General features: G+C 38.9%; 15 protein-coding genes. 7 read left to right on the top strand and 8 right to left on the bottom strand.

All coding sequences use genetic code 11. The annotated features are described in order from the left end of the window. Window positions 1–39: 39 nt before the first annotated feature. The gene (locus tag SANK73390_RS04775) at window positions 40–675 is read left to right on the top strand and encodes a riboflavin synthase subunit alpha (RefSeq protein WP_462764198.1); all 636 of its coding nucleotides are present in this window, start codon (window positions 40–42) and stop codon (window positions 673–675) included. 43 nt (window positions 676–718) lie between these two features. On the opposite strand, the gene SANK73390_RS04770 is transcribed toward SANK73390_RS04775, so the two are convergent. From SANK73390_RS04770 to SANK73390_RS04760, 3 genes are all read right to left on the bottom strand, one after another. Beyond that, complete coding sequence (locus tag SANK73390_RS04770; RefSeq protein WP_261593770.1) at window positions 719–922, bottom strand: CPXCG motif-containing cysteine-rich protein; 204 nt, start codon at window positions 920–922, stop codon at window positions 719–721. Between the two features lie 85 nt (window positions 923–1,007). After that, entirely contained in the window at window positions 1,008–1,196 is a 189-nt protein-coding gene (locus tag SANK73390_RS04765) for a fructosamine kinase family protein (RefSeq protein ID WP_462764195.1), read from the bottom strand. Beyond that, a complete protein-coding gene (locus SANK73390_RS04760) occupies window positions 1,193–1,861 on the bottom strand; it encodes a fructosamine kinase family protein (RefSeq protein ID WP_462764192.1) in 669 nt (222 codons plus the stop codon). Before SANK73390_RS04760 ends, SANK73390_RS04765 begins: the two co-directional genes overlap by 4 nt. Before the next feature lie 175 nt (window positions 1,862–2,036). On the opposite strand from SANK73390_RS04760, the gene SANK73390_RS04755 reads away from it, so the two are divergent. Then, window positions 2,037–2,732: a DUF445 domain-containing protein gene (locus SANK73390_RS04755; RefSeq protein WP_462764189.1), complete on the top strand. Its 696-nt coding sequence runs from the start codon at window positions 2,037–2,039 to the stop codon at window positions 2,730–2,732. A gap of 57 nt (window positions 2,733–2,789) precedes the next feature. Here the strand turns inward: SANK73390_RS04755 and SANK73390_RS04750 are convergent, their stop codons facing one another. Beyond that, entirely contained in the window at window positions 2,790–3,146 is a 357-nt protein-coding gene (locus tag SANK73390_RS04750; RefSeq protein ID WP_462764187.1) for a DUF3718 domain-containing protein, read from the bottom strand. Window positions 3,147–3,423: 277 nt separating this feature from the next. On the opposite strand from SANK73390_RS04750, the gene SANK73390_RS04745 reads away from it, so the two are divergent. The 4 genes from SANK73390_RS04745 (at window position 3,424) to SANK73390_RS04730 (ending at window position 8,367) form a co-directional block, all read left to right on the top strand. Next, window positions 3,424–4,212: a hypothetical protein gene (locus SANK73390_RS04745; protein ID WP_462764184.1), complete on the top strand. Its 789-nt coding sequence runs from the start codon at window positions 3,424–3,426 to the stop codon at window positions 4,210–4,212. A gap of 126 nt (window positions 4,213–4,338) precedes the next feature. Further along, on the top strand, window positions 4,339–5,721 hold the full coding sequence (locus SANK73390_RS04740; protein ID WP_462764181.1) for an amidohydrolase: 1,383 nt from the start codon (window positions 4,339–4,341) through the stop codon (window positions 5,719–5,721). Window positions 5,722–5,733: 12 nt separating this feature from the next. Continuing rightward, the gene (locus SANK73390_RS04735) at window positions 5,734–6,975 is read left to right on the top strand and encodes an amidohydrolase family protein (protein ID WP_462764178.1); all 1,242 of its coding nucleotides are present in this window, start codon (window positions 5,734–5,736) and stop codon (window positions 6,973–6,975) included. Between the two features lie 630 nt (window positions 6,976–7,605). Further along, a complete protein-coding gene (locus SANK73390_RS04730; RefSeq protein ID WP_462764175.1) occupies window positions 7,606–8,367 on the top strand; it encodes a ribonuclease H1 domain-containing protein in 762 nt (253 codons plus the stop codon). Between the two features lie 308 nt (window positions 8,368–8,675). Here SANK73390_RS04730 and SANK73390_RS04725 read toward each other — a convergent pair whose 3' ends face one another. Together SANK73390_RS04725 and SANK73390_RS04720 are read right to left on the bottom strand one after the other, a co-directional pair. After that, a complete protein-coding gene (locus tag SANK73390_RS04725) occupies window positions 8,676–10,502 on the bottom strand; it encodes a di-heme-cytochrome C peroxidase (protein ID WP_462764172.1) in 1,827 nt (608 codons plus the stop codon). Between the two features lie 132 nt (window positions 10,503–10,634). After that, complete coding sequence (locus SANK73390_RS04720; protein ID WP_462764169.1) at window positions 10,635–13,082, bottom strand: TonB-dependent receptor; 2,448 nt, start codon at window positions 13,080–13,082, stop codon at window positions 10,635–10,637. A 157-nt stretch (window positions 13,083–13,239) separates the two neighbouring features. Between SANK73390_RS04720 and SANK73390_RS04715 the strand changes: the two genes are divergently transcribed. Next, on the top strand, window positions 13,240–13,764 hold the full coding sequence (locus SANK73390_RS04715) for a YaeQ family protein (RefSeq protein WP_462764166.1): 525 nt from the start codon (window positions 13,240–13,242) through the stop codon (window positions 13,762–13,764). A 196-nt stretch (window positions 13,765–13,960) separates the two neighbouring features. On the opposite strand, the gene yfaE is transcribed toward SANK73390_RS04715, so the two are convergent. Further along, window positions 13,961–14,233, bottom strand: a complete 273-nt coding sequence (gene yfaE / locus SANK73390_RS04710) for a class I ribonucleotide reductase maintenance protein YfaE (protein WP_462764163.1) — start codon at window positions 14,231–14,233, stop codon at window positions 13,961–13,963. Further along, window positions 14,233–15,363: a class Ia ribonucleoside-diphosphate reductase subunit beta gene (nrdB, locus tag SANK73390_RS04705; RefSeq protein WP_261592987.1), complete on the bottom strand. Its 1,131-nt coding sequence runs from the start codon at window positions 15,361–15,363 to the stop codon at window positions 14,233–14,235. The genes yfaE and nrdB overlap by 1 nt, the downstream gene beginning before the upstream one ends. Window positions 15,364–15,383: the final 20 nt, after the last annotated feature.

The following is a 15,383-nucleotide window of genomic DNA, read 5'->3' as shown; positions in this document are numbered from 1 at the left end:
GTTGTATGATGAGCAAAATTTAGTTTTGCAAGGGTATGTATGTTTACAGGTATTGTACAAACGCAAGCCACAGTAATAAGTACTAGCCAAAAGGATGGTGTACTTAAACTCGGTATATCAGTCGGGGTCGAGTACTTAGGTCATTTAGATATTGGTGCCAGCATTGCAATAAATGGCTGTTGCTTAACAGTGGTCGAATATGAACTAAATCGGCATGATGTTGTAGGACAAGTATATTTTGATGTCATTGACGAAACATTAGATTTGACCAATCTAGGAGCCTTATCTAAAGGTACACAAGTGAATTATGAACGCTCGGTTAGTTTTGGTACTGAAATAGGTGGGCATATTGTATCTGGTCATATTCATTGTTCAGCGCAAGCACAGCATATTTCTCATGAAGGAGACAATTGCAAAATATATTTAGCACTGCCAACGAAGTGGTTGAAATATATTCAGTATAAAGGGTTTATTTGTGTCAATGGAGCAAGCTTGACCGTTGGTGAAGTAGATGAAAACGGCTTTTGGTTACATCTTATTCCAGAAACACTCAGTATCACTAACATAGGTCGGTTGACTGAAGGTGGCTGGGTTAATATTGAGGTAGACCAGCAAACATATACAATAGTGAACACGGTTGAGAACTATTTACGTAAGCAAAGTTTGAGTGAATGACTATAAAAAAGAAGCTTTGCCAATTTTAGGCAAAGCTTCTAGATTAAAATATTTGCTCGTCATCACTGTCAATATGTAATTCAAGTTTATTGTTTGATTGGTCTATGTGCATATTGCAGTGAATAGGGTTGCAACATGCAGCACAGTCTTCATAAAACTCTTGATCTCCATCACTTGCATCAAGGCTGACGTACACATGGTGACCACAATGTGGACACGTTATTCTTTGATCATACAGCGCTTTCATTTAGCTCTCCAAAAAGGCAGGTGCCTATAGCCATTGCACTTACATAATTATAGCAGTAAATGCAACTATGAAAGCTTTATTACACTTATTTTAAAATCTCGTTAATTCTATTTTTAGCCTGCTCAAGGTAGTTACCTGCATACAAATTTGCATGTATTAATAGAGGATATAATTGGTAAACGGATTTGCGTAGTTCGTATCCAGAAGGTAATTCTAATACATCTCGATATGCGCTATAAAATGAACCTGGCAGAGGCGTAAATAACTCACTCATTGCCAAATCAACTTCTCGGTCACCATAATAACAAGCAGGGCTATCAAGACATGGCTTACCACCAACAAAAAAATGTTACTTGTACTTAAATTTCCATGAAGTAGTGACGGCTTGGTGTTGTGCGCAAGTAAAGATTTTACAGTGATCACAAACTCATCAATATCGACCAGAGTGATACCTTTTTCTTTCAAAAGCTGTAGTTGCCAGGCGATTCGCTCTTCAGCATAAAATGTTTCCCACTTTCTATGCCATTGGTTTGGTTGAACCAATTGTTGTATAAAAGAGTCTTCTTCTAAGCCATACATTTCTTGCTCAGAACGAGAGTGCATTTTAGCCAGTAAAATACCGCATTCTTGCCAGTTTTCTTGAGTGTGATTGCGTGGCAGCATCTCAATAACCATAAAACTGAACTCTAAGGTTGTTCCTATGGTAATGGTATCTGCAACTAAAAAATCACTGTCTCTTATTAGTAAATCACGCGCTTTGCTTTGTGCTTCAAAGCGCTCAAGTGCACTGAGCAAATCGACTTTGACGATATAGTGCTGTTCGCCGTTTGAAATATGAAATTGTTTTTCATTTGCGAAGCTAGCAAGTTGTGCTTTATGGGTTAACACGAAGGGCTTATGCAAAGCATCAGATATGTGCTGATTAACGGCATTCCACATTACAGTCACCTTGGGTATAGACTACCTAGTGGTTTAAATATAGCGGATCTCAGGCGTTCGGGAAGCATTCTATAAAATATATGCGCTCAATGGATATAAACAATAACTTTTTGGATGCTATATTTTGATGAAAATAGGGTATAAAATGCCTCGGTTTGTAAATCTGGAGGTTTGAGTGAATAAAAGCTATGTTACTAATACATTGGCAGTATCTGCTGTTCTCGTTGGTTATTTCTCAGCGCAGCCATTGTTGTTTTCAATAGGTATATTTGCGCTATCTGGTGCTATGACAAACTTGCTTGCAATTCATATGCTGTTTGAAAAAGTGCCATTTTTATATGGTTCAGGTGTTATTAAGCTCAAGTTTAAGGAATTTAAAGCATCGATTCGTGTGCTTATCTTTGAAGAATTTTTTAGTCAGGAAAAAGTCGCTATGCTACTTGTAAAACAACAAAACGCGATTGACCTGACACCGGTTATAAAAAAAGTCGATCTGTCACCCGCATTCGATAAATTGGTACAGGTAATAGAAGCATCGCAGTTTGGCGCTATGCTAAATATGTTTGGTGGTAATGAAGCATTACAACCAATGAAAGAGTCGTTTGTGAACAAAATGCAAGACGCTTTAATAGAAATCACAGAAGAAGAAAAATTTAAAAAGTTAATGAGTGATGAATTAAGTAGGGGTCATAGTGCAGAAATGGTCTTTACAATAATAGAAAATGCTGTTGAGCACCGTTTGGAAGAACTAACACCAGATATGGTCAAAGATATTGTTCAGAATATGATTAAAACTCACCTAGGTTGGTTAGTTGTTTGGGGTGGCGTGTTTGGGGGAGCATTTGGCCTTATTGCTGCGGTAGTTAGGTGAAAAGTGCGCTACGTTAATTTATAGCACACTTTTTTGTTTGATTCTGTAACTCATAATCTAAGAGCCTGATATTACAATAGTATGGTTGTTTGTACTGGCACTTAAGTCTTTAATGTGTGTTTCGGTATCTATGTCAAAGCCCAATGAGCGTGCGGAATTATCGAAGCCATGCTTACTAACAAATTGGTTAGTTGACATATTGTTGCAATTTAGCTTGTTTTGAACAACTACAAGCCTGATACGATACTCTCTCATCGTTTTATTTAGATTAAAAGAGTTATTTTTAGTTATTGCCATACATAAGTCTGTCTCAATTGTATTGTCTGCTGCAACAAATTGTTCTGCGTGTGCAGTTGCAGTTAATAGGCCAGCTAATAATGTAGCTGATGCACAAAATGTAGTTAGCTTTTTCATAATGTTTCTCCACGGGTTTTGTCTGGGTTCAAACTAATTATGACCTAGTTAAAAAAAGATGTTGTAAAGTAACAATGTGAGAATGTAAGCAAGTATTATAATGTAACTGTAAATACTTAATATCATGAAATATATACTAAAATAAGCATAGTATTGACACACTTATTATAAATTTTTTTCTGGCTTTTATACGCTTTACATTTTGTTTTCACCATCATAAAAGTTGGTTTTCAAATACATGGTTAAAAATAACGTCATGAAGAGATGCAGATAAAAGATGCATATAAAATTACTTAAAAAATATTATAAACAAGGCGCTGCCAAGCAAGTTGAAAATGCAAGGTCTTGCTACTATTGTGGCTGCGAAGCAACTGAGCGAGATTATTGTCCTCCATTGCAACATGCAGAGCTTGTGATCGAATTTTCAGAAAGTGCTGACTTTATTTGCGTACCGGCCTGCTATGAGTGCTATGCGCTGTTGCATAATGAACGTGTACTGTATTTAGATGAGCGAGTTAAAAAGTTAAAAGCGAAACTGGCAAATAAATATAGTAAAGCGCTTAAGGTTTATAATATGTGGCATGAATCAGAGCTTGAAGATATGAGCCCAGAATTTAGTCACAGCATTACTGCTGGGATGGCTTTGGGACATGAAGCTTCACAGCGTATTGAGTTTAGGCCATTTTCACTTGAGACTGACGATGCCGGCTCTATAAAACCAATGCCAAGGCAAAGTTTTGCTGTGGCGCAGAACACATTTTCTAGTTTTAATGAGGCAATGACATTTTGCTGTGAACAATATGGTGTAAATAAAAGTAAGTTTTATGATTTACTTGTAAAAGAGTATGCAGGAGATTTTGATAGGGCTCTAAGCCAATATTTGCACCGCTATAGCAAACCGCAAACGATAGATTTAGCAAAAAATAAAATTAAGCAATTTGCTAAACAACATAAGCAAAACTCAGACTTTGTTGCCAGAGCAACAGAGCAATTTATGAAAAAAGACACAAAGTTAGACATAGACGGAGCACTTGCTAAGCTCTATCAAGACTATATTGCGCGTTAAATGCACGTAATAACTAAAGAGTACGTGAAATTCATCGCATTTAAATGTAATTTGAGGTATTTATTTCGCATTTTTGCTTGAGTTTCGTTACAGTTATTAAGAAATAAAAACAATAGAGATAAAACAATGCAAAAATTTGCCCCTTCCGTTTTGGTGCTAGCATTGACTGCAGCACTAGCGGGTTGCCAAGATACAGGCCCGCAAAAAGAAAAAGTAACCATTGAAAAAAATCCTTACCCAAGTACTTATAAAGCCCTTCCTGCTAGTACAACGTTAATCACTAATGCCACGGTACTAACAGGTACAGGTGAGCGCTTAGATAACGCCGATGTTTACCTTGTTGATGGTAAAATTAGTCAAGTTGGCATCGATTTAACTGTAAATGCTGATAACACCATTGATGCACAAGGTAAATGGGTCACGCCTGGAATTATTGATGTGCATTCGCATCTTGGAGCTTACCCAAGCCCTTCGGTGGAGTCTCACCAAGATGGCAATGAAATGATTAACCCTAACACAGCACAAGTGTGGGTAGAGCACTCAGTATGGCCGCAAGATCCTGGTTTTAACCGTGCGCGTGAAGGGGGGATTACAACGCTACAAATACTACCTGGCTCTGCAAACTTGTTTGGTGGACGTAGCGTCACGCTAAAAAATGTACCTGCACATACTATGCAAGCAATGAAATTTCCAGCAGCACCATATGGTTTAAAAATGGCATGTGGTGAAAACCCCAAACGTGTTTATGGTGGAAAAGGAGTCGCGCCTTCAACACGTATGGGTAATATGGCTGGTTACCGTGAAGCATGGGTTGAAGCGTCAGAGTATAAACGTGATTGGGAGCGTTATGAACAAGAATACGCTGCCGGCATGAATCCAGATGCACCAAAGCGTGATATTAAACTTGATACATTACGTGGCGTATTAGATGGTGAAATCTTAATTCATAACCATTGCTACAAAGCTGAAGAAATGGCGATGATGGTAGATTTAGGAAAAGAGTTTAATTATCATTCTGGTACATTTCATCATGGTATAGAAGCGTACAAAGTGGCAGATCTTCTTGCTGAAAATGGTAACTGTGCGGCACTTTGGCCAGATTGGTGGGGCTTTAAAATGGAAGCCTATGACATGGTACAAGAAAACGTAGCGATTGTTGATGCGGTTAAAAATTCATGTGCTGTTGTTCACTCTGACTCTGACACCACTATTCAGCGCTTAAACCAAGAAGCGGGTAAGGTAATGTATAGTGCGAATAAGAACGGTTTTGATATTTCAGAAGAGCATGCCATCCAATGGATCACCTACAATGCGGCCAAATCTTTAGGTATTGCTGATAAAACAGGTTCTATTGAAAAGGGCAAGCAAGCAGATATTGTCATTTGGGATAAAAGCCCATTTAGTGTGTATGCCAAAGCTGAGCATGTATATATCGACGGTGCTAAAGTGTATGACCGTAATGATGAAAAGTATCATGCTGTTAGTGATTTTATGTTAGGCCAAAAATAAGGAGCGCACACCATGACTAAATTTAAGTTATCTATGATCACCGGCGCTTTACTGGCAAGTTCAGCGGTATTTGCACAAGTTACAGCCATTACAGGAGCAACGGTGCATACTGCAACTGAACAGGGCACTATCACTAATGCGACTGTCGTTATCGAAGATGGAAAAATTAAAGCAATTAATCCTCAAAACATGGCTGCTGACATTACAATACCTGCACAAGGGCTTGTGTTAACCCCAGGGTTTATTGGTTCAATGAACCAATTAGGCCTTGTCGAAGTAGGTGCAGTTGCTCGCTCGCGCGATGCATCTGATGAAAAAGCTGGGTTGGATTTTGACCCAAGTTATGCGTTCAATCCTCGCTCTTCACTTATTTCATATGCTCGTAAAGGTGGCATAACACAAAATGTTGTTGCGCCGATAAATTGGGACGGTGTTTACTCTGGCCTTGCATTTACTGCGGATTTAAGTGGTAGTTTTGAGAGCGTTACTGACAAACATACTGCATTAGTAATTGATCTTGGTGCTAGAAGTAAAGGTTCACGTGCACTGTCTTTTCAGCAACTTGTAGACAAGTTAGAAGGTCAGCAAGCTAAGCTTAAAAAAAGCGAAGATAAAAAAGAAGACAAAAAAGCAGATAAACCTAGTGGCGAAGAGCGTGCTTTAACGCGATTATTAGAGGCAAAAATGCCATTAGTAATTGATGTTAATCGTGCTGCTGATATTTTGCAGGTCATTAAGCTCAAAGCACAGTTCTCTTTAGATGTGATTATTCGTGGCGGCTCTGATGCAGTATTAATTGCAGATCAAATCGCGCAAGCAAAAATACCGGTTATTGTCAGCGGTGTTTCAAACTTGCCTTCAGACTTTGATGCAATGCATGCAAGTTTAGAAAATGCAGGTAAATTAGAAAAAGCAGGCGTAAAAGTATTGTTGTCAGTGTTTGGTGATGGCAGTCATAACTTGTATCAATTGCGATATGATGCTGGTATCGCGGTATCGAACGGAATGAGTTTTGACAATGCAATTAAAGCTGTAACTAGCAATGTAGCTGATGCATTCGCTATTGATGGTGGTAAAATTGCCGTTGGACAACGTGCAGATTTAGTACTTTGGAGTGCAGACCCATTTGAGTTAAGTACGCACGTAGAAAAAGTGTGGATCAACGGTGAGGAAGTTTCTACGCAGTCACGTCATGATAAATTGCGTGATCGTTACACTACAGATTCTGCATTGCCTCATGCCTATACTAAATAGGCTTATTACGTTTAAGTAGTTTATATAGCCTAGCTTTCAGTTGGGCTTTTTATTTTTACCAAGATCTTTGATTCTAGTTTTTGATTGTATTCTGTATCAATTGATTAAGTTAATGAGCAGATATTAAGATAGATAAATGGTACGATATGCAAGCAAAAATTACGGTATATAGTTGTTTTACATGAATTACTTTTAACGCAGGGTAGCCGCATAAATGTTTTTAGTCATGTTTCAAGCTTTCAGTTAATATCTCTTCCAAGTACAAGGTTTTCATCCATGTCTTGGGAATATTGAACTTAGACGGTTCCTGCTTCAAGATATTCAATGCCAATTGTTTTGCATAGCCATATTTTCGGCGTCATTTTTTGATAAATCTGGCACTTTTTTCTTTCATACCGTTCCTTCCCGTCAAGCAAACGCTCCGATCTTCAGCACCGTTGACGTGTGACGCCAATGGCATCTATTGCTGATTTTTGGTCGGTAACAGTGGGAATCAGCTTAGAAGTGTGGCTGAAATGTTTATCTGATCATCATCTACGCGATGCGAACACTTTCTGTTGCTATCTAATAACTTTTTAGCTAAAAAGAGTATTATATAATATAAGCTGTTAATTTTAACTTGGAGGCCGTGTGGCTAAAAAGTATTACGTAATCTGGACAGGCCGTGAAACGGGTATTTTTACGACGTGGGATAAGTGTAAATCATTAGTTGATGGTTTTGCTGGAGCTAAATATAAATCATATTCCTCACTAGAAGAAGCTCAGTCAGCATTTAGCGGTAAATTAAGTTTAACACCCTTAAAAGCAAAGCAAAGAGCTAAAACTAATAAATCAACTATAATGTCGCTGTGCCAAAAAGAAATAGATGCCATGCCATTTGATATAAAAATATATACAGACGGTGCATGTGACCCCAATCCGGGAAAGGCTGGTACAGGGTTAGCTGTTTATAAACAAAATGAATTAAGTGAACTTTGGTATGGTTTGTATCAAGCTATTGGCACTAATAATACAGCCGAACTTCATGGTTTAACTCAAGCCTTGTTACTTGCAAAAGAGTACCTTGCTTCTAATTTTTCTGTGGTGATCTTCTGTGATTCAAAGTATTCCATTGATTGTGTTACAAAATGGGCCGCCGGTTGGGAGAAAAAAGGCTGGACTAAAGCTGGTGGCGAAATCAAAAATCTCGATATAATTAAGTCTGCTTATATGCTTTACCAAGAAGTTGCTGAAAAAATTCATATATATCATGTAAATGGACATGTGGGCATTGAAGGTAATGAATTGGCTGACAGAATGTCTATTGTGGCTATAGAAACACAGAACAAAGCTCTTTCTTTGTTCAGTGAAAATGATGATATATCTAAAATACTCGCATTACGTTCAGGTTAGGCACAGATAATACGTGTGTTTGAATAGTATTTTTTTACGTACTTAGTAAATCAAGTGAACGTTTGTATTATTGGCTTTTAAACAGCGACGCTTTAGGAGAGTTTATATATCAGAGTAATATGAAAAGGGCCCTGCGAGGCCCTATAACAACATCAATTTTATTAAAATATTGATCGCTCAAGTGTGCTAAATGACCTAGTACCTGAGTTAAAAATCACTCATGTAGAATAACTACATACCGAAATTTTACCTTCTTACTAAGCCATTTATCTGGTCGTCTATTTAATGCAATTGGTATAACTAAGTAGTTAAAGTGTTTTCATATATTCAATAATTTGCCATTTTTGCTCATCATTTAGATCGGTGCCGTAGCTGTGACCTCTATTTGAGTTTCCTGGCATGATTTCGCCATTGGGTTTGTTAACCTTAAACATATTTAAGCCCGCGGTTGTAACATAGCCAACGTTCACAGGGTCAAACTCTCGATTACCTACCCAAAACTGTGTTACGCGTTGCTCTGGCTTTTGCATTAATTCATATAGGTTAGGTACTGACCCATTGTGTAGGTAAGGAGCCGTTGCCCAAATACCATTAAGTGGCCTGCCTTTATAAACACCACCATCGTACACGCCATCGGCACAATCAGCTTCAACTTCATCGGCCTTTTTGCCACGTTTTTTCAGGTGATGAACAACTAAGTTTTCAAGCTCTTTTATGGCGCTAATTTTCTCACCGTCAACGCCTGTGCGCTCAGGAATATTACCAGCTTTAAGTGCCAGAGGTAGGTCTTTTAGCACTAAACCAACTACCCCATTGACGGGTATATCGATAGCATTGTCTTCTGCCTGAAACTTAGAGCCAATTAAAATGTGCTCTTTGGTGCCTTCTAATATCAGTGTGTTAGCCATATGACAAGATGCATTATTAGCGGTAACAGGATCAGTACCCAATTCACTAATTAAAGTTTGATTGGCGGTATAATCTTCATGTTCTTTGTCGCGGGGCACAATTTTATGGCAACTCGCGCATTGTTGTTTATATAACAGCTCACCTTTGGCAGCTTTTTCTGTATCAACAGCAGGGAAGTGCTCTAAAGGCCATTGGGGGGATTTTAATGTTTTTACCCAAGACTCTAAGTTGCCAAGGCCTATCATATCAACGGTTGAACTATAGCGAACATGTTTTCCCCAAAGGCGTTGCCAAAACGGTGCTTCTTTGATTGCAAGCTCACCAAATACTCCCACCACTTCGCCAATATTGCGCACGAGTGGACCAACAATAGGTGTGTTTGGCGCCGATGCATTCCACTGAACCACGTCAGATTGATGTGTTCCCCATAAAAAGGGGTATGATACTGGGCCTGTAGGCGCATTTTTGTTTGTTAAATCATTAAGTGCAAAAGCGGTACCTGCATTTTGTATGTTGCCAAAAGCATCTAGTCGCGCATAACTTGTAAAGTCTTTTGGAAAGTCTTCGGGTAATGCATTTACCTGTTGGCGATCTGCTGTTTGTAATGCAATACTTTGCAAGCGCTTTTTAAGGTTGTTTTTATTACTTGAGCTGTATTTTGAAGCAAGAACATTACGCGCAAAACGATCGAATTTAGCATTATCATTGAGTGTGGTGTTAAGTGCAGCAACTAAGCGATCAAAAAAGAGTACAAAGTTACCTAAAGTGGGCGCGCCATCAACGAGTATTTTTGTACCTTGGTAGTCTACTTGGTTAGTATGACAAGCAGCACAGGTCATACCAACCCAATTTTCACCCGTTGTTTGGTTGCTGTGCAGAGCAAAGCCAATTGGTAACCCGCCCGGGTTTTTTGTGCTGGCTTCGCTTGGTAAATAACGTAAAGACTCCATATGTTCGGTATGACGGAACAGTTGGGTGCTATCAGCTTGCTCAAGCCAAACGAACCAGTTGTAAGGTATTATTTGTGAGCCTTGGTTTGTAAACCAAAAGTTTTCGCTTATTTCTTTACTCCAACCTTGGTCAAGCCATGTACGTTTTGGTACTTTTCCTTTTTCAGGTGTGATTGCAATTGGCTCTGAAGGGGCAGTATGACGATTTGTACTACAGCCTACGATGGCAAAAAGGCCAATAATACCGAGTGTGGTGGCTAAATATAACTTGCTCATTGATATTCCTTGCAACAGTAAATGTAAAATAATAGTTACTTATTGTTGTGTTTGCTATTACAAGGCATTACAAGTTAGGAGAAAATGCAATGTTAGGCAGCATTTGCTGAGCGCTAACATTGCATTGGAGCGTTAGAAGTAGGCGCGAACACCAAGCTTAATGTTGCGTCCAGGAAGTGGGGCTTGATCTTTAATGAACGAACTATGCACAAAGCCTAGTTCGTCAGTGAGGTTGTCTAAATTCATATATGCAACGAAATCAATGCCGCTTTGACTAAAGTCATATTGAACACTCGCATCAACAAGGGTGTAGCCCATTGTGTTGGTTTCATAGGTGGTAATATCATCTTGCTTAGCGTAGCGTGTCACGGTCATGTTGGCTTGAAAACCCTCATAAGCATATTCGTACTTCACGCCTAACTTGTTGCTAGGAATACGCGGTAACGCATTACCATTTTTAAGTTTTGCGCTCAGCGAATCAGCAAACACCTTGAAACGGTTCTTATCATTAATACGATAATGCGCGTCCAATTCTATTCCGTAAAGTTCAGCATCTTGACTGGTAAATTGAAAAACAGGCTGAGACCCTTCATGAAAATGATCTGCCTCTTCAATACCGTGTGCGTGGCTATACATCAAGCCGGTATTCTTTTGATAGTAAAAGTTGTTGATATCGTTATAAAACACGTTAATGGTATAACCAAAATCACCAATGAAGCGACGAACACTCAAATCAATATTGGTTGCGGTTTCTTGTTTTATATCTTCTGGTTCAAAGTGGGCTTCACCGTCTTCTAAGTGATATCCTAACCCTAATTCATAAGTGCTAGTCGCGATGTGTGAACCATTTGATAATAGCTCTGCTGTTAATGGTGCGCGTTCAGAGCGGGAGAGGTTAAGTGCAACATTGTGGCCGTCGACAAACTCGTAAACCCCCCCGATAGACGCACTGATATTGGTCATATCAAGTTGATAATCGACGTCACTTTCAGCATGTTGTTCATGTTCATGTTCATGTTCATGTTCATGTTCATGTTCTTCGTGAGCACTAATTCGACTGCTAAGCTGGTAATCTTCTACTCGTGCACCCAACTCTAATGTAAAGTCACCAAAGTTGCGCTCTTCGAGTAAGTAAAGAGAGTGAATTTTAGTTTGTGTGGCTGGTGTAAACGCTTCTTCACCTTGTGCAGCATAATCACTATCACTGAAATGGTAGCCAAGGATGCCGTGCCAGTTACCTAACTTGTGCTCTAAACTGGCACGTAATTCAGATGACTTGTTAGTGAAAGTTGTGCCAATCTGCTCGCCTTCAATCTCACTGTGTTTATAATCGGTATAGCCTGCGCGTACACTCACTGATTCAATCCATTGGTTGTGCAAAGCGTAATTAAATAGCGCTTGCCAACGGTCTTGTTTTACACGGGCAAATACATTGTCGTCATGTTCATCATGTTCATCATGTTCATCATGTTCATCATGTTCATGGTGCGCGTGGCTATGTGCGGGAATTCCGTAGTCAGTATCAATCCGACCGAAAGATAAGCCAATGGTCATATGCTCATTGACATAGCTTGAGCCAATATTGAATTGCTGAGAGTCAATAAAGGTATTATCTACCTGATTGGCAAATTCAGCATGTTCTTCATGCTCATCCATGTGTTCTTCATCGTGGTGCTCTTCTTCATGATGGTCGTCGTGAGCGTCATGCTCATCATGGTGCTCGTCTTCAGGTAATTTGAAAGTTGGGGTTTCATAGTTGCCACCTTTACGACTTACACCATCAAAGTGAAAGTTGAACCCGTCGTTACCGGTTTCTAGCAGGGCAGCATAAGTGTTGGTATTAGATACGCTGTCATGGCTATATTCAGCAGCACCACTTAGGGTTTCTATTACATCTCTAGGAATACGGTTATCAACCACATTCACGACACCACCAATGGCACCTGAGCCATACAGCAAGGTTGCAGGGCCACGTAACACTTCAATTTGCTGTGCTGATAAACTGTCATTTGTATTAGCATGGTCAGGTCCAACACGAGATGCATCACTGCTATCTAAACCATTTTGCATGATTTTGACGCGCGGACCATCTAAACCTCGGATTATAGGGCTTGAAGAAACTGGGCCAAAATAACTCGAATTGATACCAGGGATGCCTTTTAATGTTTCACCGAGAGTAGGTTTCGCTGCATTTTTTAGCTCATCACCGCCTAACACTGATACCGGTGCTGCCATTTCAACATTGTTTTTATGCAGAGCCGATGCAAACACAACAATGCTATCAACTGCACTTGGGTTGAGTTTTACTGTTACGAAACCATTGTTTTCAGTTACATTAATTCGTTCATCAATGTAGTTGTTTTTTGAGACATGAAGTTGCGAGTTTGCATCAACCGAAATAGTAAAAAGGCCATTTTTGTCAGTGCTGACAGATTGTGACTTACCATGCAAATGAAGTTTAGCACCACTTACAGGTTGGTTATTGTGATCAACTACTTTACCTTTCACATCACCTGCAAATGCATAAGATGAAAATAAAGCGGAAACAATGGCACTGCTAATTAAGGACTGCTTGATCATAATTTTTAACTTGTTCAGAGTATGAGTGTTAGTGTTGTTATAATATAACACCGCATTTTTAATGATTCAACAATGTTATATTGTAACTCTTAATTTTGTTGATAATGTGATCATAACTCCTATAGTTACAGAGAATGTTATATTTTGGGTAATTCTTATGAGTAAACCTTTTGTTTTCAAGGCACGATTGAATGTTGCAGACCTATTTCATCATGCCAACCACCAAGAAGTGTTTACCACTGCATTGCAAAAAGCAGAGACATTAGAGCACTTTGTATTAAAAATGTTAGGGTATTGTGCGTTATCTTATGAACAAGCTGCTTGTCTCAATAATTTATCTGAAAAGCAAAAACCAGACGTCTGGCTAGAAGATAAACAAGGCCATATAACCGTTGCGTTGTTTGCGGGCGTTATGGAGTTAGGCGATATTATTCGCATAGCTAAGCAGTATAAAAAACTTGTGTTACTTATCAAAGAAGATAGCGAGTGGTTTGACTCTGTTAAAGAGCGATTAAGCTACGTAGAAAATACCAGTATTTTTGCGTTGGAAGAGGATTTTTTAGATTCCTTAAGTGAAGCATTGAGCCGGAGTTTGCATTGGGATATTGTTATAGAGCAAAACCAAATTAGTGTGAGCGATAAAACTGAATATTACGAAACCAATGTATTAAAGCTACTTTAGAATCCTTTTCCTGATGTTTTATAAGGGGGTTGAAGAGATACTTTGTAAACTCTCAATATTTGCGAACGAATGATGATATTTTGGTTATTGTGAGTGAAACCAACGCCCTGAATTAAAAAATAGATTATTGAACTAATTTGCCTATTCAGAGCAGTGGTTAATTAAATAGAGTGTATTATAAAAATGCAAAGTGTGTTCACAGCAGGGTGAGCTTTATATTAGTTAAAGGTTTGGTACAGCATAGAAGTATTTCACCATCACGGACAAATGCTAAAGGTTCTTGGTTATAACAAACCTCTCCTTGCACTAGTTTGGCACGACATGCACCGCAAAACCCTTCCCGGCATTGATAAGCGACTTCAATATTAGCTTGCTCTAGAGTATCAAGAAGAGAAGGTGATTGAGCCGCAAAATCTAGCGGCTCAGATTGGTTATTAAGAGTAACCTTATGGCAGTGCTTATCGCTCATTACAAGTCGAAATCACCAAATTCTGCAGCATCAACCTCAGAGTCAATTTGACCAACAAGGTATGAACTTATCTCTGCTTCTTGCGGGGCAACTTGAACGTTATCAGACACTAACCAAGCATTTATCCATGGAATAGGATTACTCTTGTTCTCAAACTGTGTAGGTAGACCGACAGCTGTCATGCGAACATTTGTAATATATTCAACATATTGGCATAAAATATCTTTATTTAAGCCAATCATTGAGCCATCTTTAAATAAGTATTCAGCCCAGTCTTTTTCTTGTTCTGCTGCTTCAACAAACATTGCAATAGCTTGCTCTTGGCATTGAGCAGCAACAATTGCCATTTCAGGGTCATCTTTGCCATCTTGCATGATGTTTAGCATATGCTGTGTGCCAGATAGGTGTAATGCTTCATCACGCGCAATCAGCTTGATGATTTTTGCGTTACCTTCCATTAGCTCACGTTCTGCAAATGCAAATGAACAGGCAAAGCTCACATAAAAGCGAATAGCTTCTAAAATGTTTACTGACATGATGCAAAGGTACAGCAGTTTCTTCAATTCAAACTGGTTTATAACTACCGTTTTGCCATTTATTTCATGCTTACCTTCACCATATAGGTTATAAAGAGAAACCTTCTCGATAAGTTCATCATAATAACGAGTTACAGCATCAGCACGTTGATTAATACGATCATTAGTTACAATGTCATCAAAAATTAACTCTGGTGATTGCGTCACATTACGAATTATGTGTGTGTATGAGCGACTGTGAATAGTTTCACTAAATGCCCAAGTTTCGATCCATGTTTCAAGTTCAGGTAAAGATACGATAGGGAGCAACGCGACGTTAGGAGAGCGGCCTTGTACGCTGTCTAATAGTGTTTGATACTTTAAATTACTTAAGAAAATGTGCTTTTCATGCTCAGGTAAGCCTTGAAAATCTAATCTATCTTTACTTACGTCAACCTCTTCAGGGCGCCAGAAGAAAGATAGCTGCTTTTCAATTAACTTTTCAAAAATAGGGTATTTTTGTTGGTCAAAACGAGAAACGTTGACGGTTTGGCCAAAAAACATTGGCTCTTTTAACTGATCATTATGAGTTCTGCTAAAAGTAGAATAAGACATATTTTATATACTCGATACCA

This window comes from Pseudoalteromonas sp. SANK 73390 (assembly GCF_054966645.1).
This window is presented reverse-complemented; position numbering and strand designations above follow the sequence as displayed.